Origin of the sequence: Carboxylicivirga marina, assembly GCF_016612505.1 — a bacterium.
GTDB classification, from domain to species: domain Bacteria; phylum Bacteroidota; class Bacteroidia; order Bacteroidales; family Marinilabiliaceae; genus Carboxylicivirga; species Carboxylicivirga marina.
The window spans coordinates 1-19813 of record NZ_JAENRR010000036.1 but is presented as its reverse complement, the minus strand read 5'-3'; the positions used below and the strand labels follow the sequence as shown (position 1 = coordinate 19813).

Below are 19813 nucleotides of genomic sequence, written 5' to 3'. Positions count from 1 at the left end.
CAATGTTTCCTTTTTTGTCTTATTTTTATCTCTCACTATTTCAAACTAAACAAATCACTTTATGGATGAATCATCAAGGATAGGCCTTATCGGTAGCGGAAGCTGGGCAACTGCTATTGCTAAGATGCTTTTTAATAATGTGCCATCCATTAACTGGTACTTTCGAGACCAGTCACACATTGATGATTTTAAACGCTATAAGCACAACCCCAATTACCTGACGAGTGTTGAGTTTAATCCGGATAAAATCAATTTCTCAACAGACATCAATGAGGTTGTACGAGAGTCAGATATCATTATTCTGGCTATTCCTTCGGCCTTTTTAAAATCAGCCACCGAACACCTTACTGAACCGATGAACGATAAGTTTGTGGTTTCTGCAATTAAAGGTTTAGTGCCTGATGAAAACCTGATAATTGGCCAGTATTTTAATCAGGTTTATGATGTACCTACAGAATCCATAGGCGTTATTAGTGGTCCTTGTCATGCTGAAGAGGTGGCACTAGAACGACTGTCTTACCTGACAATTGCCTGTCAGGATGTAAAGCGTGCCAGAGCCTTTTCGGCCTTTTTAAAAACGCCCTATATCATGACGACCATATCGGATGATATTTATGGTACTGAATATGCTGCTGTTTTAAAAAATATTATGGCTGTTGCATCTGGTATTTGCCACGGACTTGCTTATGGCGACAACTTTCAGGCCGTGTTAATTTCCAACGCCATTCAGGAGATGAAACGTTTTGTTGATACGGTTCATCCGATTACTCGCGACATTAAGAGTTCAGCCTATCTTGGCGACTTATTAGTGACCGCCTACTCGCAGTTTAGTCGCAATCGCATGTTTGGTACCATGATTGGGAAAGGCTATTCGGTAAAATACGCTCAAATGGAAATGCTGATGATTGCAGAAGGATATTATGCGGTTAAAAGCATCCATGAGATAAATGATAAATATAAAGTTAACATGCCAATTACCGAGGCTGTTTACAACATCATTTATGAGAAAATATCACCATCGATGGAGATACGATTATTAACGGAGCATCTGCGTTAAACGATTATCAATCAACACAATTGATATAAAGCTAATAGCAGCCAGCTAATGGCAACATCTTTTCAAAAAGAATCAATACAAACAAACAAATACTACTAACATGTTACCAGGTATTAATCCAACTACTACCAAAGCGTGGAAAGAGCTTGAGGCGTATTATGCCGAGTTCAATGGCACGCACATGAAAGACCTTTTTGCCAAAGATGGCGAACGCTTTAACAAATATTCATTGCGTTTTGAAGACATTCTTTTGGATTACTCCAAAAACCGCATTGATGACAAAGTGCTATCATTACTATTTAAGTTGGCAGAAGAGTGCGGACTAAAAAGTGCCATTGAAAGTACTTTTGCCGGTGAAGCTATTAATGTAACAGAAGGCCGTGCAGTATTACACACCGCATTACGTAACCGTAGCAATACACCAGTTATGGTTGATGACAAAGATGTTATGCCTGATGTAAATGCCGTTCTTGGCCAGATGAAGACTTTCTCTGAAAAGGTTATTTCAGGTCAGTGGAAAGGCTATTCGGGTAAAGCCATTACTGACATTGTTAACATTGGCATTGGTGGCTCCGATTTAGGCCCATTAATGGTCACTGAGGCATTAAAGCCATACAAGAAAAACGTCAACCTACATTTCGTATCTAATGTGGATGGCACGCACATTGCCGAAGCCTTAAAATCAGTTAATCCGGAAACAACACTATTTATCATTGCTTCAAAAACCTTTACGACTCAGGAAACGATGACCAATGCTAATTCAGCAAAATCATGGTTCCTTGATTCAGCAAAAGATGAAGCAGCCGTTGCAAAGCATTTTGTAGCTTTATCAACAAACGCTGATGCAGTTGCTGCTTTTGGTATTGATACGGCCAATATGTTCGCATTCTGGAACTGGGTTGGTGGCCGTTACTCATTATGGTCGGCTATTGGCTTAAGCATTGCATGTGGCATTGGTTTCGATAACTTCCGTGAATTACTGGAAGGTGCTCACGCGATGGATATCCACTTTAAAACATGCCCTTTTGAGAGTAATCTACCGGTTGTTTTAGCCATGATTGGTGTTTGGTACAACAACTTCTACGGTGCCGAAACAGAGGCCATTTTACCTTACGACCAATACATGCACCGCTTCTCAGCTTATTTCCAGCAAGGAAATATGGAAAGTAACGGTAAATATGTTGACCGTAATGGTGAGAAAGTAAATTACCAGACTGGTCCAATCCTTTGGGGTGAACCTGGAACCAATGGTCAGCATGCCTTTTATCAGTTAATTCATCAAGGAACAAAATTAATCCCTTGTGATTTTATGGCCACTGCTAAGAGTCATAATCCATTAAGCGATCATCATCCAAAATTACTGGCTAACTTCTTTGCGCAGACAGAAGCCATGATGGTGGGTAAAACTGAAGAACAGGTAACTGCTGAATTTAAAGCGGCTGGCAAATCAGACGAAGAAATTGCAGCATTGCTTCCTTACAAAGTATTCCTTGGTAATATTCCTACCAACTCTATTTTAATGAAGGAATTGAATCCTCGTACTTTAGGCGCTTTAATTTCCATGTATGAACACAAGATTTTCGTACAAGGAATTATCTGGAACATCTATAGCTTTGACCAATGGGGCGTTGAATTAGGGAAACAATTAGCTAACGCTATTTTACCCGAGCTACAGAGTGATGAAGCAGTCACTTCTCATGATGCATCAACCAATGGCTTAGTGAATGCCTATAAAGAGATGAAGAAGTAATAAGTGATTTAAATCACTGGATAACAAAACAAAAAGGCTCGGAAATTTCCGAGCCTTTTTGTTTATTCAGCCTTTAGTTTTTCATTCAAATCTATGCTTTCTGCATTGGCGAGCGAATATAAACCCAGATATAGCCACTTACTTACATCTTCCATAATTTCAGGAACAAGAGTTTCAGGCGTATCTGCCGGATGGTGATAATACAGCTTTTTAACGCGGTCGGTGCAATGTACACTCAAGGCTCTGAAACCATGCTGACTAAGTGCCATGCCATCTGTTCGTGGGCGTCCTTTATAAGCTCTGTTCAAATAGTTGGTTTTTAAAGGTCGATGAATATACTGCTCATTCGCTTTTTCAAAATGAGTGAAAATATCGGGGAAAGATTGTCCACCTCCAAAGTACAAGCCAGCACCATTACCAACCATGTCAAGATTGATATAGCAGACCGTTTTATCCTTCAGGAATAAAGGATCATTTGCATATTCTAAAGCTCCCAAGAGACCTTTCTCTTCAGCACCAATAAAGAAGAAAGCAATGGTGCGTTTGGGTGCCGGCAAATTTGATAAAGCACGAGCTGCTGCCATTATATCAGCCACTCCTGATGCATTATCAAGAGCTCCAGGAAACAACTCTCCCAGATTGCCTTGTCCATCTAAGTGCGCTCCCACCATAATAACCTCATCTTTTAATTTCGGATCGGAACCTGGAATAATACCAATAACATTAGCATAGCTTCCGTCCGGATGATATTCTGTGTCTGCAGCAATACTCACAACATGCTTAAGCGAAATGCTTTGCGGTTTATTCTTCTCTTTTAATTCCTCCTTAACCTTCTTATAATTTAGTTGCCGAGCAAAGAATAATTCTTCTGCCAGTTTTTCATCTATATGGCAATAAATTAATTCTTTATGATATTTCATGCCAGGGCTGGCCAGTTTAGAAATATACAGCACTCCCAATGCACCGTGTTTAACCGCATTTGACAGTTTAATAGAAGAGCCTGCATAGTCTACCCAATCATTCCATTCTGATGCATTTTTGAGCTTTGGATGCCTCGTTTCAATCATCACAATCTTACCACTAACATCTACATTTTTATAATCATCGTATTGGTGCTTGGGTGCTGTTATGCCATACCCTACATAAACGACTTCTGCTTCAACCTGTCCACTTGCCGAATTGGAACCCGGATAATAATGCTCAGGAAACGAATACTTCTTTTCAATGGCATTTCCCTTAATATCAATAAGGGTAGCCGACAGTCTGCCCGCACTCTTTACCGTTGTATAATCCTGTGGAAAATGCTTGAAATACGAATTTCCATAGCCAGGTTGAATTTCCCATTTTTTTAGATGAGCCGTCACCCATTCGGCAGATTTGGTATAACCGGGACTACCAGCCAAACGGCCATCATACTCAGGCTCTGATAAAGTTTTGGCATAAGCGAATACCTCATTAGCAGTTATACTATGAAAATGCTTTAATAATTCTTCTTCGGTTTGCGCCGAAAGCAATTGACAAGCCAGCAAAAGGCTTAAGAATGTATATCTCATGATGTTTAAGTTAATGAAGGGAAAAGTAATGAAAACAGAAAAGGCAACCAAATGGCTGCCTTTTCAACTTAGCAATCTTCAAACTATCAATCTAACTTTGTCCGAAATAATAAATCAGATTTGTAAAACTATGATTGCATCGATACCTCTTCCATGCCAATGTATTAGATATCGAACTTATTTGCGTCAATTCCTTCGTTTACTTTAATTGTTTCAAACACGATGTCAAAGGACTGTGGTCCCACTGACTGGTTCATCTTTTTAGGGAACTTAACACCATTAACCTCAGCATATTCAATAAATGTGCTTGACATTGTACCCTGCGGTGTAGTGCTTACTTCTTTCACTTTTAAACCAGATGTACGGCTGAAATAAACAGTCTGCTCTTTTCCTGATGGATTAACCACTTTCATTTTAATCACATCTTTTCCATCCACATTATCAGCGCCTAATAACTCTAATTTAAAACCTAATTCGGCATATTGAGTTTCAGGAAAAAGAATCGATTCAGTTTTCATGTTTTCCAACATTTCACCTTCGATTTTTTGTTCACCCATTGGACTCACCATTTTACCGGCTTCTCCATTAAACACTTGCTTTGATACAAGGTTACCTTGCATATAGGTTTCAACACACTGATGATTTGGACGACGACTGTACATTTTCATGTTCAATGCCATACCTTGAACACTCATACTTCCTTCCAAAACATAGTCAGTAACAGCTGTTACAGCTTCAGAACCACCAATGGCATCAATGTAATTCTTAATAACCTTATCAGCCGTTAAATCAGCTGGAAGAGGCATGGCCTTAACTTCATTTCCATAGAAGTCATACATCATCACCTTGCCATCTTTAGCAAACTTTTGGAGGCTGGCTTTCATGTTTGGCACATCTCCTACGGCTAAAATTAAAGCATTCTCAGGTGTAATGTATTTATCAGCCATTGCTTTTACATCTTCTGGTGTAACAGCATTTAGCTTTTCGAGGTAGGTTTCGTAATAATCCTCAGGCAGGTTATACTTTTCTATATTCAGGGCAAAACGAGCGACTGTTACAGGGTCTTCCAATGAACGAGAAAAACTACCGGTTAAGGAGTTTTTAACCAACTGTAAATCATCGCTTGGAACCAATTCAGTACGCATACGCTTCATCTCATAAATGATTTCGGTAAAGGCACTATCGGTAACGCTTGTACGAACGCTTGCACCTGCGTTGAATGAACCTACTAATTCATCTGAACTTAATGACGAATATGCACCATAAGTAAAACCTTTATCCTCACGAAGATTTTGGAATAAGCGGGCACTAAATGAACCGCCTCCAAGTACTTGATTCATCACACGCGCCTTAATGGCATCAGGATGACCAGGTTTTAAATTGATATTATATGACAATGAAACATTTGACTGTGTTGAACCATCTTTATTTGCAACAACAACCTTTGGCTGTTCAAAGGCTTTTGGCATGTCGTACTTATATGTAGGTACTTCTTTCGATTCCCAGCTGGCAAAGTACTTTTTGGCTTGTTTCTTTGCTTCTTTAACTGAAATATCTCCAACAATAACCAGATATGCTATGTTTGGTCGAAAATAAGTATTGTAATACGATTTTAAATCATCAACTGTAATGGCCTGCACTGATTCTTCAGTTAAGATTTCGCCATAGGGATGATTCTTTCCATAACGTAAAACACTTTTAATATTTGAGTCAATGGCTTTAGGGTCATCTTTTTGAGATTTAAGTCCGGTTAGCATTTGCTTTTGAGACTTCTCAAGTTCTTCGGTAGGAAAAGAAGGATTGTATAAAACGTCTGTCATTAGGTCAAGTAATTCATCAGAGTGCTTCTTTAGCGATGAAGCTTGCATGCCGGAAGCACGTGTACTAAGGCTGGCACCGATAAAATCAACTGCCTCATCTATTTCAGCTTTTGTACGATTCGTAGTACCTGCACTCATTAAGTCGCCTGCCAGACTTGCGTATCCGGCTTTTTCACCTTCTACTAATGGATCAAGATCCAATGATAGCGTGTACGATACAACAGGAACTTTATCGTTTTCAACAACAAAAACTTTAAGACCATTTTTTAATTCAAAGGTTTTGGCTTTTCCAATATTAACTTTTGGAGCAGGCCCAGGCTTTGGAGGTGTACTTCTATCAAGTTGAGCACTTATGTTAAAAGCAACTAAGATTGCCAGTATAAATAAAACTGATTTCTTCATTCTGTTTTGTTTTTTTGAAGCCAAGTAGCTTGGCTTTATCTTTTTATAATCAGTAATCTATCTCTAATTATGATTAATTCTGTTGTGATTTTGGCAAATAATATAACACAACACGATTATCCTCAACAAAATACTTGTTGGCCACACGTTTAATATCTTCGCGTGTTACTGCCAAATATTTGTCAAGCTCTGTATTAATAAGGTTAGCATCGCCAAAATAGGTGTAATTGGTTGCTAAGTTCTCAGCTCGTTTAGCCAGTTTCACATTTGACTTAACAAATGAGTTCTCGAACTGATTACGTAGTTTCTGATATTCTCTTTCAGAAATAAGTTCATTACGCACTTTCGCTACTTCCTCATCCATAGCGGCTTCAAGATCGGCACAATCCACTCCCATGTTTGGTAAAGCATAAGCTAATGCAACACTTGGGTCGTGAAAAGGTAATGCAAACGAACTAGCTTCCAAAGCCTTTTGCTGTTCATCAACCAATGACTTATACAAGCGTGAACTTTTTCCACCAGATAAAAGTGTTGAAAGCATGTCTAATGCATAATAATCATCAGTTCCCATTGCAGGTGTTCGGTAGGCTTGTACAATTAAAGGCAACTGGATATTGTCAAAAATGGTATCGCGCACTTCGCCACCCAAAGCAGGTTCCACAATTTGCGGACGGTAAATTTCACCTTCTCCTTTAGGTATACTGGCAAAGTACTTATTGATTAGTTCTTTGGTAGCATCTATTTCAATGTCACCAGCAATAACTAATGCTGCATTATTTGGAACGTAGAATTCTTTATAAAACTGCATAAACTCCTCATCTTTGGCCGCACGAATGTGATCAGGTTCGCCAATTACAGTCCAGCGATAAGGGTGCTTTTTAAAGGCACGACTCATGGTTTCTTGCAATAAGGTACCATAAGGGCGGCTATCAACAGTTTGTTTTTTCTCCTCAATAACTACTTTCTTTTGTGTTTGAATGCCAATTGAATCCACTTTAGCATGCAGCATTCTTTCCGATTCTAACCATAAACCCATTTCAAGCTGGTTTGATGGAAGAATTTCGTAGTAGTAAGTACGATCGTTAGATGTATTGGCATTTAGTGTTCCACCGGCACGTTCAACATAGTTAGAGTATTCGCCTCTTGGAATGTTTTCGGTTCCTTCAAACATTAAGTGCTCAAAAAAGTGTGCGAATCCGGTACGCTCTGGGTTTTCATTCTTAGATCCCACGTGGTACATTACCGACACAGTAACAATTGGAGTCGTTTTGTCCTGATGTAAGATAACGTGTAAGCCATTATCTAAATCATATTCTTCAAAGCTAATTTTATTCGATTGAGCATCAACTGCGCCAACACCGGCTAAAAAAAGCGAAAGAGCCAATAATAAAAAACGGTTCTTCATATTCAAACTTCTAAGTTTAAGTTAATGTCCGCTTGTTATCAATTAGCAGACCGAAATCAACTACTTTTTGACTATCAACAAACTATCAATTTTAACTATATTCAACAAGCGTTCATTTATGAACAAAATTCTGTACGAATTCGTACACAGTGAACGTTTTGCAATTTTTCTGATATTTTTTGAGGCGTATAACACCATTGTTATTCCTTCATGCTATTTTTGTAACAAAGCTAATTGCATGAAAACAAAAATAATCAGTCCGTTTCTTTTGGCCATTTCAATATTTGCCTTGGCTTCGTGCGACAGTAGTAGTTTATGCCTGTCGGGGCAAAGTGCCATACAATCCGGGCTCTATTCAGCCACATCCGGAGAAGCAAAAGATACTACACTTAGTGGCATCTACTTATGGGGTATCGATCCGATAACTGAACTTGATAAAGGTCTATTAATTGATAGCGCCGATGTTTCTAAAATGTTTTTGCCAACGGACATTAACCGTGATACAAGCACATTTATTCTTCGAGAGGAAACCGTAGCCAGTGATTTATACGATACATTAATGTTCGTTTACGAACGCGAACTTAATTATGTGTCGGGAGATTGTGGCTTTTCATATAACCTAAGGTTGGATACGGTTATTTACACCATCAACTTAATTGATTCAGTAACGATTGACCTACCTACAGTTATTTATAACGAAAATCTAGAAAATGTCAAAATATATATTGAGCCTTAGCCTATTACTACTACCCATAGTATTAGTAGCGCAGCAGCAGGAAGAACCATTAAGCAAGGAAGAAAAAAAACTTGCAAACAGAGGTAATCCAGGTATATCATTTGGTATTGATTTGGCACCTTTCATTACACATCTATTCGCCAACGAACGCTTTGGTGTTGAAGCCAATGCCCGCTACACGATTAACCGAAAATGGCAAGTGGTTTCTGAATTGGGTTATGAAAATGTGGATTTAGATACTGATGAAATGACCTATACATCAAATGGTAGTTTTATTCGCGCTGGTATTGATTATAACATTTTTAAGGTTGAAGAATTAGGCAATAACGATAATATTCTGCTTGGCTTTAGGTATGGCGCTGCCATTCAGGAGCACAGCTGCCCGCGTTATACCATAAAAGAAGAATACTGGGGCGATACTAATGGTTCTCTTGGCTCATCAACTGTTGGCTCACATTGGGGAGAATTTGTATTTGGGTTACGCTCAGAAATTCTGAAAAACTTTTACATGGGTTGGTCTGTTCGCTTCAAAACTATCATCAACGTAGGAAAAGACAATGCTCAAGAACCATATTCCATTCCAGGTTATGGTAGCAGAGATCGCTCTTCAAATATGGGCTTTACCTATACTCTTGAATACCAGATACCCTTTAAAAAGAAATAATAAATGGTATGATTGAACATGATTTACCATTACATAATTGGCAGAATACTTTAGAAGAAATTTCTAATGAAATACGCCCATTACTTTCGAAAGGAAAGGTTGCTGATTACATCCCGGAGTTAGGCACTGCAGATAAGCAGGCATTTGGTATATCCATCAGTTTAATTAATGGTAGTGAATATTACGTAGGTGATGCACTTACTAACTTTTCGGTTCAGAGTATTTCAAAAGTATTTAGCTTAACTAAAGCCTTTTCAATACTTAAAGATGACTTATGGAAAAGAGTGGGTAAAGAGCCTTCTGGAAATCCTTTTAATTCGTTGGTTCAGCTGGAGAACGAAAATGGCAAACCCAGAAACCCTTTCATCAATGCAGGTGCCATTGTGGTAGCCGATTGTGTGGTTAGCAATACCGAAGATTCACTCAACCTAATCATAGATTACATCCGTGAGCTGGCAGGCAATAAAAACATTCAGCTCAACCAAGCCATGTTGCAGTCTGAAAAATCATTTGGCCATAGAAATGCAGCCCTTGCGCATTTTATGAAAAGCTATGGTAATATTGAATCGGACGTTGATGAAGTGCTTGACTTTTATTTCGGACACTGCTCTTTATCCATGAATTGTCAGGATATTTCCAGAGCTTTTTTATACCTGGCCAACCACGGTGTTCATCCGCGAAACAATCGCCGATATTTATCTGCCAGTCAGGCTAAACGCATAAATTCACTGTTACTAACTTGTGGCACATATGATGCTGCTGGCGACTTTGCATTTAGAGTTGGCTTACCTGGCAAAAGTGGTGTTGGAGGTGGCATTGCGGCGATAATTCCTGGTTTATTATCCATCTGTATCTGGAGTCCCGGACTCGATAAATATGGCAACTCGCTGGCTGGCGTGAAGGCACTCGAACTGTTTACAACAAAAACAGGTATATCAATCTTTTAACAGAAGAAATAATGATAGGAAAAACATTTAAGACCTTCGGTCAATTTGTATTGAGATACGGGTTTGCCATAACCTTTATCTGGCTGGGTTTAATGAAGCTACGCAATAGTGAAGCTGATTATCTAAAACAGGTTCTATCCAATTCATCATTATTTAGCTGGATGTTACAATACATCACTTCTTATGCCTTTTCACAACTAATTGCCTATTTACAAATGGCCATTGGATTGTTAATTACATTAAAACCAGTTGCCAGAAAGGTATCCTTTTGGGGCGGATTTGCAGCCTCTGTTATTCTACTCATCAGTGTTTCCACCATATTTAGCTCATCAATTGTTTGGGAAGCCAATTATGGATTTCCAGAGTTATCTAAACATGGGCAAAGCATATTAAAGGATGTGGTTTTGCTTGGTGCAGCATTGTGGTGTACAGGCGATTCCGCTTAACTAACAAAATTGAAATTCAATGAAGCATGTAACTGTTTTTTGTGCATCAAGCCCAAAGGTTAATCAAACATATATCAACGAAGCAGCCTCGTTGGCCGAAGAGCTGGTCAGAAATAATTATGGAATCGTTTATGGTGGTGGAGCGCTTGGCTTAATGGGAAGCCTGGCCAACAGAGCTCTTGAATTAAATGGCACAGTCAAAGGCATTATTCCACATTTTATGGTTGAAGTAGAATGGGAGCACAAAGGCGTAAAAGACATGGTACATGTCAATGACATGGCCGAACGAAAAAAAATGTTAGTTGATGAAGGTGATATTATTGTAGTACTTCCGGGCGGTATTGGCACTTATGAAGAGCTTTTTGAGGTACTGTCACTAAAAAAGCTTGGTCAAATTCAACATCCCATCATCATTGTTAACACCAACGGCTATTTCAATCATCTGATAAAAGCGCTTGAAACAATGATTGATGAAGACTTTATGCGACAAGAACACAAGAGCCTATGGCATGTTGCCAATTCGTCAAGTGATGTATGTAAGGCTATTGATAATATTCCTGCATGGAGCGAAGATGCCATTAAGTTTGCCGCAGTAAAATAAATTAGTGGTGCTAAGGCTACCTTTTTTTTTTACTTTTGTTGAAATTGCTTTTGATGGGGGAAACAGCATTTACATATCAACACACCCAAAGTGTGGAAAATCAACAGCTTGTCAATAAAGACTCTTTATCGACTGCTAAAAGCTTGCGCACTCCCATTCAGCAAATAGAAGTCAAAGAACCTAAGCATCTTCAGGTTCAACGACAAGTAAAAGCTCAACCACCCGCATACCGCACTTGGTCAGCTAAAGATTCTGTTTTCTTCAACCTTAAAAAGGATGATCAGGTATCTGCTCATAGTTACTCAAGCCCTGAGACAGCCTACTCTGCGCAAACAAGTCCCAATCAAGGCGACGTTATTGAAGAACAGAAAGACAGCATTATAAAGGAACTAAAAAGCGAAGTTAGTGTTCCCCCTCCTCCTGTGAAAATCCGTAAAGGTTCACAGTTTGATGGCTCTAAAGACTGGATGTCGGGTTTTATTTTATTGGCTCTTATTATTGCTGGATTTGTTAAACTAAGCGCCGGCAAATATTTAAACGATTTATTTTCATCGATCAGATATCAGCAATCGGCCTCCAAACTTTTCTCAACGGCCAATCTTCAAAATGAGAAACCATCATGGGCCTTAACCATTTTATTTTTTCTCTCCACTTCTTTGCTCATATTTGAATTTGCGCATATTGGGGGTAAAAGTCCTCAACATGTCAGCTCATTTGTTTTTTACTTACTAGTCAATGCCGGAATCGTTGCTTATTTCTTTTTAAAAAACATTTTATACCGCTTTGTTGCCTCCGTTTTTGACGTTCAGCAAGCTACAAAAGAGTACTTATTTAATGCAAATATGCTAAGTAAGGTGTTTGGCATCGCCTGTTTGCCTATTGTTTGCGTAGTTCCTTACGTCGATAACTTAACCGCCACATTCCTTATAAAGGCAGGGCTAGCGTTATTTATTATCATGTATGTAATACAATTACTTCGTGGTGCGAAAATAATTTTACATAGTGCCCTTTCAATATTTTATATGTTTTTGTACTTTTGTGCCCTAGAAATTTTACCCTTGTCAATACTTATTAAAGTAATGATATACTAGGGAATAGTAAATGAGGTAAAGGTTTAGTTGAATTTAAAATGAAGTACATTGAAGATTAAAAGAATCCTGGTTTCACAACCCAAACCCTCAACACCCAAATCTCCCTACTTTGATTTGGCTGAAAAAAGTAATTTGAAAGTTGATTTCAGACCTTTTATTCAGGTAGAAGCGGTTCCTGCAAAGGAGTTTAGGCAGCAGAAGGTTAATATACTTGACCACACAGCAGTTATTTTTACAAGTAGAACGGCTATCGATCATTATTTCCGCATTGCTGAAGAAATGCGTGTGACGGTACCTGATACCATGAAGTATTTTTGTATCTCAGAAGCTACGGCTTTCTATTTGCAGAAGTACATCGTTTACCGGAAACGTAAAATTTTCCATTCGACAGGGAAATTTGCCGACCTGGCTGATGTGGTTAAAAAGCACAAAGATGAAACATACTTGGTGCCTTTGTCAGATATTCACAAGCAGGAGATTCCGACATTATTAAACAAAGCTAAAGTAAAGTACACGAAAGCAATTTTATATCGCACCGTAAGCAGCGACTTAAGCGATTTAAAAGATGTTAATTACGATGTATTGGTTTTCTTTAGTCCGTCGGGTATTGCATCATTAATGCAAAACTTCCCTGATTTTGTTCAGAACGATACAAAAATTGCATCCTTTGGACCTGCTACTGCCAAAGCAGTTAAAGATGCTGGTTTACGACTTGATATTCAAGCACCAATGCCACAGGCACCATCAATGACGATGGCTTTGGAGCAATACATCAAGAAATTTAACAAAGGACAAAAATAAAACATTCAGCCTGAGGCTGATAAATCCTCTTTGTCATTGGCAGAGAGGATTTTTTTATCTTCATAAAATGGAACAACAACGATTTACCTTAAAAAAAAACGAACGCCTGTGTAGTCGTACAACCATACAGGAGCTCTTTACTAAAGGACAATCGTTTGTCAAATATCCATTTCGTGTATCTTACCTTCGAGTTGATGCTGAAGATACTGCAAATGCACAAGTATTAATTAGTGTGTCAAAGAAGCGTTTTAAGCGCGCTTACAAGCGTAATCGACTAAAGCGTCTTTCACGCGAAGCTTACCGATTGAACAAGACTGAATTCATTACTTCTTTACAAAAAAACGGTCTTAATATAGCTGTTGCCTTTATCTATCTGCCAACTGAAATACTCGATTATGCATCAGTTGAAAAAGGCATGAAGAAAGCACTTAATAAACTAATTAAAGACACATGCCGTGAGAAAGAATAATTGGTTTATCAATTTCTTCAGGCAACTCATTCATATTCTGAAAAGTGGATTGGTAGCCATTTTACTCATACCTGTGAAATTATATCAATGGTTTATTTCACCAATCCTTGGCGCTTCATGCCGTTACACACCATCATGCTCGCAATATACTGTTGAAGCACTCAGAAAACATGGCCCTTTTAAAGGTTTGTATCTTTCCATCAAGCGCATTCTAAGTTGCAACCCATGGGGCGGACATGGCCATGATCCTGTTCCTTAAATTTCTCCTTTTATTATTTTTATTATATTGTCAGCCAATATTTTTTGAAGATTACGTTGAATGATATTTAGTTGATGATGAGAAAATATTTATTGAGCATTGCACTTATGGTGCTTTCCCTAGCTTCATTTGGTCAAAAGAATACTAAAGTTGTAGGAACCTGGCTAACGCAAGATGGTGATTCAAAAGTAGAAATATCACAAAATGATGATGGCTCTTTTACAGGTGAAATCATTTGGTTACAAGATCCTACCGAAGAGGATGGTTCTGAAAAACTAGACGAACATAACCCAGATGAAGATCTCAAAAAGCGGAAAATAATGGGGCTTAAACTGTTGAAGAATTTTCAATTTGACGAGGATGAAGAAGAATGGAATGATGGTACCATTTACGATCCTAAAAGTGGCAATACTTACAAATGCTACATGTGGTTCGATGGCAATCCCAACAAGCTTCAAGTGAAAGGTTATATAGGCTTTTCTTTAATTGGTAAAAAAGTAAGCTGGACACGAGTTACAGGCGATGCCTAAAACATAAGTCCTAATTGAAACGAAAGATAATCGGCAACACGCCCGTGTGCCTTTAAGTTAACTCCTGCCATTAAGCGGGAGTTTACTTTATACCTCAAATAATAATTCTGTAATACATCGTTGGGAGCTTTAGCCCCTTTCATAATATATAAACCAATTTGCTGTCCAAAGCGTAATTGACCTAACAAAAACTCATTACCCACTAACGGAGCAACACTCCACTGCTCAGCTTCTCCATAACTATCAGCTAGCTGATGATACTCAAACATTGCCGAAACATTAATTGCATTAATACGCGATACCTGCCAGTTTTGATTAATAAATAAAGTTACCACATTCTGATTATTCGTATTAGTTGTGTCTTCTTTAAGAGAATAGCCAACTAACACATCCAGACGTGTTTCTTTGTTATACTGTAGTAATTTTTTTTTAGGAGGTATCGTGTAGTGCTGATTAGTAAACTCCACGCCTAGTGCCAAGACCGGATAATTAATACCCAAATTTGGTTGTTTTATGCCGCCATTAGAAATATGCTGAAAAGATGCCGTGACTTTAATTGCCAATTGTTTACGTATAAAATAGTAAGCACTAAAGCCACCAAACAACGGAAAAGCAAAACGAGTACTATAAGTCAGATTTTGGGGGTTACTAATCTCATCATATGGATGACTCATATAGGCTAATCCACTACCAAGCTTTAATGAATAACGCCAGCGACCACGTGGCTTTATAAAAGGTTCAATATAGGCCACACTCGATATTGAGTAACCTAAATCACTATGATCAAAGTTCACATAGTTTAAACCAATTCCCCATTTTATAAATGTACCAAAGCGTTCACGAATATTCTCCGATAGTAAAAACCGACTGATTTCGAATTCAACACCATAAGGATTGGTACCGTTGTATGGATACAATGACTTGGTATGCACCTGAAACTTGCCATAGTAAAGCGATGAAGCATAAAATACAGGAGCTTCTGACTGATTCGTTTGTGCCATAGCCGTAATACCAATTACTGACATAAGAAACAACTGCATCGATAAATATATATTCAACTTAGGCATGGTCATTTTACCAATATAAGACATAATACAGCCAATTTCCCGACAAATATCTTTTTAGGTTCATTTTTCCGACGTACTTTTAAGGAGCCTACTATAATCAGAAAAAGCATGTTTTTAAAAAGTATAAATCCGGCTACCGGAGAAGTTATTAGAGAATACGAAGAGTTCCATTCGGACGAAATAAACAATGCCATTGAGGCCAACTTCCAGGCTTATAAACTCTGGCGAAAGGAATCCATTAACAAACGAAGTGAACTATTATTAAGAGCAGCCCAAGTATTACGCGATAAGCAAGAGGGATTGGCTTTTAACATTACCGTTGAAATGGGCAAGAATATTACCGAAGCACGGGCCGAGGTTGAAAAGTGTGCTAAGGTGTGTGAGTTTTATGCCGAAAATGGGCCTGAATTCTTAAAAAAAGAATCTATCCAGACAGAAGCTCAACAATCCTATGCTTCCATGCAACCAATTGGTCCGATTTTAGCTATAATGCCCTGGAACTTTCCTTTATGGCAAGTATTTCGCTTTGCTGCTCCTACCCTAATGGCTGGCAATGTTGGCTTGTTAAAACATGCTTCTAATGTTCCTGGTTGTGCCCTGGCCATTGAAAATGTATTTGTGGAAGCTGGTTTCCCAAAAGATGTGTTTCGTACACTATTAATTCGCAGCAGCAAAGTCGAGAAAATTATTGGTGACAAGCGCATTAAAGCCGTGACATTAACAGGCAGCACGCCTGCCGGTAAAGCTGTTGCAGCAACTGCCGGCAAACATCTCAAAAAATGTGTGCTCGAACTAGGCGGCAGCGATCCCTACCTGATACTTAAGGATGCCAACATTGACGAAGCTGTTGATGCCTGCGTTGCTGGCCGTATTTTAAATGCCGGTCAAAGCTGCATTGGTGCCAAGCGTTTTATTATTGTTGATGAAGTTTATGATGAGTTTGCGACGAAGTTCACTGATAAGATGAGAGACATCACACTTGGCGACCCATTTGACGAAAGTAAGAACATGGGACCAATGGCACGTTCAACCTTCCGTGAGGACATTCATCGGCAGGTAGAAAACAGTGTCAATAAAGGTGCAAAATTATTAACCGGAGGCTATATTCCAAATCGCGATGGAGCATATTATCCGGCCACTGTGCTGGGCGATGTGCAAGAAGGTATGGTAGCATATCATGAGGAACTTTTTGGGCCAGTAGCATCGCTTATTCGTGCTAAAGATGAAGCTGATGCGATTCACATTGCCAACGATACAGTTTTTGGCTTGGGAGCAGCCGTTTTTACTCAGAATATCGAAAAAGGCCAACGCATTGCCGAATATGAGTTGGAAGCTGGCTGTTGTTTTGTAAATGACTTTGTTCGTTCCGATCCGCGTATGCCCTTTGGAGGCGTCAAAGAAAGTGGCTACGGACGTGAATTATCGCACCATGGCATGATGGAATTTATGAATATTAAAGGCGTATACATTAAATAGGTATTTACAATTTTCACTTTCATTTGTTAAGCTAACGCATGGATTATCGCCAAGCCATTAATAAAGCCGCAGCCCTCTGTTCGCGCAAAGAATACTGCAGTGCTGATATTCAAAAAAAACTGGTAAATTGGGATTTATCTGACGAAGAAGCAGACAAAGCTCTTCAATGGTTAATCGATGAAAAGTTTATTGACAATGAGCGATATGCTGCTTATTATGTACGCGATAAATTTCGCTTTAACAATTGGGGCAAAATTAAAATTCGCTACCAGCTAAGAGGTAAGCAAATCTCATCAAACCTGATCGAAGATGCCCTGGAACAGATAAACGAAGCTGAATACACCGAAAAGCTGGCAGAATTATTGCATAGCAAAAAGCAGCAAATCAAAAATAAAGATTATTGGCAAACAAAAGCCGCTTTAGCACGTTTTGCACAGTCAAGAGGCTTTGAGCCCGATATCGTTTTTAGAGCCATCGATCAATTATTAAATGACATAACCTGAAGCATAAACATCATGAAGAAACAAACAAGCCTTACTCTTTTAGCACTTCTCACTTTTCTATTGTTATCATCAAATATTGATGCCAAAAGAAAACCAGCATGGGTAAAACAACGCCCCAATGATCCGGCTTATTACATTGGCATTGCCATGGAGCCCAAGCAAGGTAGTGAAGTAGACTATCGACAATCAGCACGAGGTTCTGCACTTAAACAAATGAGTAGCGAAATAAAAGTCAACATATCCTCCAACTCGGTATTGCAAAAGATTGAAACAGATTATCAGTACAAAGAATCATACGAATCGAAATTACAAGCATCTGTTGAGCAAACACTCGAAGGCTACGAGGTATTAACCTGGGAAAATCGTAAGGAATACTGGGTGATGACACGACTCTCGAAGGAGAAATATGCCCGAGCTAAACAAATGAAGCTTGACCAAGCAAAAATGATGGCAAGCTCATATTTATCAGATGCTAAAAAAGCCATGGGAAATTACGATGCCTTCTCAGCATTAAACTATCTGGCTAAAGGCGCCATTAGCCTAAAAGACCATTTAGAGGAAGATTTAACGTACAAAACAGTCGATGGCACCTACAATGTAGGAACTGAGATATTCAGTACAATTCAGGATGCATTCAGACGCATTGAATTAATTCCTGTGCAAACAAAATACCAGATTCAATTTTCGAAAAAGCTTGAAGTGCCAATTGCCGTTAATGCATCGTTTGTAGGTAACAATGGCGAAAAACGACCTTTAGCAGGATTTCCGCTTAAATATGAGTTTACAAAAGGTGAAGGTGTTTTATCATCGCAAAGCAAAACAAACCTTGATGGTTACACATCAGTGTCAATAACCCGTTTAATTTCAAAAAGAAAATTGCAGGAGATTACAGCTGCCTTTGATTTTAAACACATCGATGAATCCGAAACTGATGAAGAAGTAAGGCGCTTATTACAGGTATTCTTTCCTCCAAAGCAAATGCCAAGCATTGGTATTGCCATTGAGGTATTAAAGTCAAAAGCCTATCTTATTAGCGAAGAAAAAGTGTTTGGCGAGCTGGATGATAAAGGGGCTTTTTCGGGCATGATAAAAACGGAACTCAACGAGAATTTCTTTACGTTCACAAGTAATATGGACGAGGCAGATTTTGTTGTAAAAATCAGCTCTAATTTTGTATCGGGCGATGAGAGAAAAGGAAATGGTTATTCGGTATTTACAGTGTTTGCCGACTTTAACATTGCCATTAAAGATTTAAAAAGCCAAACCGAAATATTTGCCGATAACCTTAATGGTATTAGAGGCATGCGCCCTGGTAACTTTGAATATGCCCTTAAAGATTCGCGCATTAAATTAATTGAAGAATTTAAAAAGAGCATTGAACCGCGTTTGGAACAAGTTGATATGTAAAAAAGATACACTCAAAAATGAGACAATAGATAAACTGAAGAGCCCGAAGCATATGTACTTCGGGCTTTTTTAGTAACCATTGACAGATAAAACCGTAAATTCGGGTTTAAACACCAAACTAATGAAATCAATACTATTATTAATCGGATTATTATGGATGAACTGCCTGACAAGTCAGTCACAAAGCTCAAAACGTGTGAATGCGAAATTATTCTATTCGCTTACACAAAAACATCCACAGGCGTTAATTATTGATGTCAGACCTTCTGAAAAGTTTGCCCAATACCGCATTAAAAATGCCCTGCCAGCTCCAGAAAAGAATGACTTACTTGAGCTAACCAGCTTGCTTCCAAAAACCGATACCATTTTTATTTATTGCGAAAAAGACATTCGTACACAACCGGCTGCTGAAACACTGTGTAAGCTTGGCTATACCAATATCATCGAATTAAAAGGCGGTTTAATTTCATGGCGACGGAATGACTTGCCTATTGATAACAAATCATTAAACAAATAAGAACCGAAAGTTCACCCATAATTCAGTTGGTTTCATTAGTTTGTATTTAAAATAATTTATTTTCATTCTAAATACCGGTTCAAAGCCGTTACATACTTTGCATTAGGCTTCTCTTTTTTTATGTTCCCATTTTTCATTTGAACGTCAAAGACATAATTACATGCTGCAATTATTATTTTTGGATAACTCTATTTAAAATATTAATAATAATCACATGTATAAATTACTACTTTCGAGTGACAACTCAGGTTCTCCAAAGCGCTTTTTCAAAATCATAATTTTTTCACGAGAGTGTGAATAAAATTACACCTA

Annotated in this window: 20 protein-coding genes; 16 read left to right on the top strand and 4 right to left on the bottom strand. The window is 38.5% G+C overall.

Annotated elements, in window-relative coordinates:
* Positions 1–61: 61 nt before the first annotated feature.
* Positions 62–1057: an NAD(P)H-dependent glycerol-3-phosphate dehydrogenase gene (locus JIV24_RS14440; RefSeq protein ID WP_200465767.1), complete on the top strand. Its 996-nt coding sequence runs from the start codon at positions 62–64 to the stop codon at positions 1055–1057.
* 100 nt (positions 1058–1157) lie between these two features.
* Positions 1158–2807 carry a glucose-6-phosphate isomerase gene (gene pgi, locus JIV24_RS14435; RefSeq protein WP_200465766.1) on the top strand — a complete coding sequence of 550 codons (1650 nt, stop codon included), beginning with the start codon at positions 1158–1160 and terminating at the stop codon, positions 2805–2807.
* A 62-nt stretch (positions 2808–2869) separates the two neighbouring features.
* Here pgi and JIV24_RS14430 read toward each other — a convergent pair whose 3' ends face one another.
* The 3 genes from JIV24_RS14430 to JIV24_RS14420 form a co-directional block, all read right to left on the bottom strand.
* Positions 2870–4360, bottom strand: a complete 1491-nt coding sequence (locus JIV24_RS14430; protein WP_200465765.1) for a M28 family peptidase — start codon at positions 4358–4360, stop codon at positions 2870–2872.
* Positions 4361–4524: 164 nt separating this feature from the next.
* Positions 4525–6582, bottom strand: coding sequence for a M16 family metallopeptidase (locus JIV24_RS14425; protein WP_200465764.1), 2058 nt, complete (start codon positions 6580–6582; stop codon positions 4525–4527).
* A 73-nt stretch (positions 6583–6655) separates the two neighbouring features.
* Complete coding sequence (locus JIV24_RS14420; protein WP_200465763.1) at positions 6656–7987, bottom strand: M16 family metallopeptidase; 1332 nt, start codon at positions 7985–7987, stop codon at positions 6656–6658.
* Positions 7988–8225: 238 nt separating this feature from the next.
* Between JIV24_RS14420 and JIV24_RS14415 the strand changes: the two genes are divergently transcribed.
* The 10 genes from JIV24_RS14415 to JIV24_RS14370 all read left to right on the top strand — a co-directional run bounded on the left by JIV24_RS14415 (position 8226) and on the right by JIV24_RS14370 (position 14531).
* Entirely contained in the window at positions 8226–8723 is a 498-nt protein-coding gene (locus JIV24_RS14415) for a DUF6452 family protein (RefSeq protein WP_200465762.1), read from the top strand.
* Entirely contained in the window at positions 8698–9387 is a 690-nt protein-coding gene (locus JIV24_RS14410; protein ID WP_200465761.1) for a DUF6048 family protein, read from the top strand. The genes JIV24_RS14415 and JIV24_RS14410 overlap by 26 nt, the downstream gene beginning before the upstream one ends.
* Before the next feature lie 8 nt (positions 9388–9395).
* Positions 9396–10334, top strand: a complete 939-nt coding sequence (locus JIV24_RS14405) for a glutaminase (protein ID WP_200465760.1) — start codon at positions 9396–9398, stop codon at positions 10332–10334.
* An 11-nt stretch (positions 10335–10345) separates the two neighbouring features.
* The gene (locus JIV24_RS14400) at positions 10346–10780 is read left to right on the top strand and encodes a DUF417 family protein (RefSeq protein WP_200465759.1); all 435 of its coding nucleotides are present in this window, start codon (positions 10346–10348) and stop codon (positions 10778–10780) included.
* Positions 10781–10799: 19 nt separating this feature from the next.
* Positions 10800–11381, top strand: a complete 582-nt coding sequence (locus JIV24_RS14395) for an LOG family protein (RefSeq protein ID WP_200465758.1) — start codon at positions 10800–10802, stop codon at positions 11379–11381.
* Between the two features lie 53 nt (positions 11382–11434).
* A complete protein-coding gene (locus JIV24_RS14390) occupies positions 11435–12472 on the top strand; it encodes a DUF4271 domain-containing protein (protein ID WP_200465757.1) in 1038 nt (345 codons plus the stop codon).
* Between the two features lie 48 nt (positions 12473–12520).
* A complete protein-coding gene (locus JIV24_RS14385) occupies positions 12521–13273 on the top strand; it encodes a uroporphyrinogen-III synthase (protein ID WP_200465756.1) in 753 nt (250 codons plus the stop codon).
* Positions 13274–13340: 67 nt separating this feature from the next.
* Positions 13341–13742 carry a ribonuclease P protein component gene (gene rnpA / locus JIV24_RS14380; protein ID WP_200465755.1) on the top strand — a complete coding sequence of 134 codons (402 nt, stop codon included), beginning with the start codon at positions 13341–13343 and terminating at the stop codon, positions 13740–13742.
* Positions 13729–14001, top strand: coding sequence for a membrane protein insertion efficiency factor YidD (gene yidD, locus JIV24_RS14375; RefSeq protein ID WP_394369141.1), 273 nt, complete (start codon positions 13729–13731; stop codon positions 13999–14001). The genes rnpA and yidD overlap by 14 nt, the downstream gene beginning before the upstream one ends.
* 77 nt (positions 14002–14078) lie before the next feature.
* The gene (locus JIV24_RS14370; protein ID WP_234445841.1) at positions 14079–14531 is read left to right on the top strand and encodes a DUF2147 domain-containing protein; all 453 of its coding nucleotides are present in this window, start codon (positions 14079–14081) and stop codon (positions 14529–14531) included.
* Here JIV24_RS14370 and JIV24_RS14365 read toward each other — a convergent pair.
* Complete coding sequence (locus JIV24_RS14365; protein WP_200465753.1) at positions 14528–15622, bottom strand: acyloxyacyl hydrolase; 1095 nt, start codon at positions 15620–15622, stop codon at positions 14528–14530. The two genes, JIV24_RS14370 and JIV24_RS14365, sit on opposite strands and share 4 nt — an antisense overlap.
* Positions 15623–15706: 84 nt before the next feature.
* Here JIV24_RS14365 and JIV24_RS14360 point away from each other — a divergent pair, with 84 nt between their 5' ends.
* The 4 genes from JIV24_RS14360 (at position 15707) to JIV24_RS14345 (ending at position 19501) form a co-directional block, all read left to right on the top strand.
* Complete coding sequence (locus JIV24_RS14360) at positions 15707–17074, top strand: NAD-dependent succinate-semialdehyde dehydrogenase (RefSeq protein ID WP_200465752.1); 1368 nt, start codon at positions 15707–15709, stop codon at positions 17072–17074.
* Between the two features lie 38 nt (positions 17075–17112).
* Complete coding sequence (locus JIV24_RS14355; protein WP_200465751.1) at positions 17113–17577, top strand: regulatory protein RecX; 465 nt, start codon at positions 17113–17115, stop codon at positions 17575–17577.
* A gap of 12 nt (positions 17578–17589) precedes the next feature.
* The gene (locus JIV24_RS14350) at positions 17590–18984 is read left to right on the top strand and encodes an LPP20 family lipoprotein (protein ID WP_200465750.1); all 1395 of its coding nucleotides are present in this window, start codon (positions 17590–17592) and stop codon (positions 18982–18984) included.
* A gap of 121 nt (positions 18985–19105) precedes the next feature.
* Positions 19106–19501, top strand: a complete 396-nt coding sequence (locus JIV24_RS14345) for a rhodanese-like domain-containing protein (RefSeq protein ID WP_200465749.1) — start codon at positions 19106–19108, stop codon at positions 19499–19501.
* Positions 19502–19813 lie beyond the last annotated feature (312 nt).

What these genes read in the sequence shown, in the direction of transcription:
- JIV24_RS14405 (WP_200465760.1), top strand. Translation starts at nt 9,396, where the DNA reads ATGATTGAACATGATTTACCATTACATAATTGGCAGAATACTTTAGAA.
- JIV24_RS14370 (WP_234445841.1), top strand. Translation starts at nt 14,079, where the DNA reads ATGAGAAAATATTTATTGAGCATTGCACTTATGGTGCTTTCCCTAGCT.
- pgi (WP_200465766.1), top strand. Translation starts at nt 1,158, where the DNA reads ATGTTACCAGGTATTAATCCAACTACTACCAAAGCGTGGAAAGAGCTT.
- JIV24_RS14360 (WP_200465752.1), top strand. Translation starts at nt 15,707, where the DNA reads ATGTTTTTAAAAAGTATAAATCCGGCTACCGGAGAAGTTATTAGAGAA.
- JIV24_RS14440 (WP_200465767.1), top strand. Translation starts at nt 62, where the DNA reads ATGGATGAATCATCAAGGATAGGCCTTATCGGTAGCGGAAGCTGGGCA.
- JIV24_RS14365 (WP_200465753.1), bottom strand. Translation starts at nt 15,622, where the DNA reads ATGTCTTATATTGGTAAAATGACCATGCCTAAGTTGAATATATATTTA.
- JIV24_RS14390 (WP_200465757.1), top strand. Translation starts at nt 11,435, where the DNA reads ATGGGGGAAACAGCATTTACATATCAACACACCCAAAGTGTGGAAAAT.
- JIV24_RS14425 (WP_200465764.1), bottom strand. Translation starts at nt 6,582, where the DNA reads ATGAAGAAATCAGTTTTATTTATACTGGCAATCTTAGTTGCTTTTAAC.
- rnpA (WP_200465755.1), top strand. Translation starts at nt 13,341, where the DNA reads ATGGAACAACAACGATTTACCTTAAAAAAAAACGAACGCCTGTGTAGT.
- JIV24_RS14395 (WP_200465758.1), top strand. Translation starts at nt 10,800, where the DNA reads ATGAAGCATGTAACTGTTTTTTGTGCATCAAGCCCAAAGGTTAATCAA.
- JIV24_RS14355 (WP_200465751.1), top strand. Translation starts at nt 17,113, where the DNA reads ATGGATTATCGCCAAGCCATTAATAAAGCCGCAGCCCTCTGTTCGCGC.
- JIV24_RS14345 (WP_200465749.1), top strand. Translation starts at nt 19,106, where the DNA reads ATGAAATCAATACTATTATTAATCGGATTATTATGGATGAACTGCCTG.
- JIV24_RS14430 (WP_200465765.1), bottom strand. Translation starts at nt 4,360, where the DNA reads ATGAGATATACATTCTTAAGCCTTTTGCTGGCTTGTCAATTGCTTTCG.
- JIV24_RS14415 (WP_200465762.1), top strand. Translation starts at nt 8,226, where the DNA reads ATGAAAACAAAAATAATCAGTCCGTTTCTTTTGGCCATTTCAATATTT.
- JIV24_RS14410 (WP_200465761.1), top strand. Translation starts at nt 8,698, where the DNA reads ATGTCAAAATATATATTGAGCCTTAGCCTATTACTACTACCCATAGTA.
- JIV24_RS14350 (WP_200465750.1), top strand. Translation starts at nt 17,590, where the DNA reads ATGAAGAAACAAACAAGCCTTACTCTTTTAGCACTTCTCACTTTTCTA.
- JIV24_RS14400 (WP_200465759.1), top strand. Translation starts at nt 10,346, where the DNA reads ATGATAGGAAAAACATTTAAGACCTTCGGTCAATTTGTATTGAGATAC.
- JIV24_RS14420 (WP_200465763.1), bottom strand. Translation starts at nt 7,987, where the DNA reads ATGAAGAACCGTTTTTTATTATTGGCTCTTTCGCTTTTTTTAGCCGGT.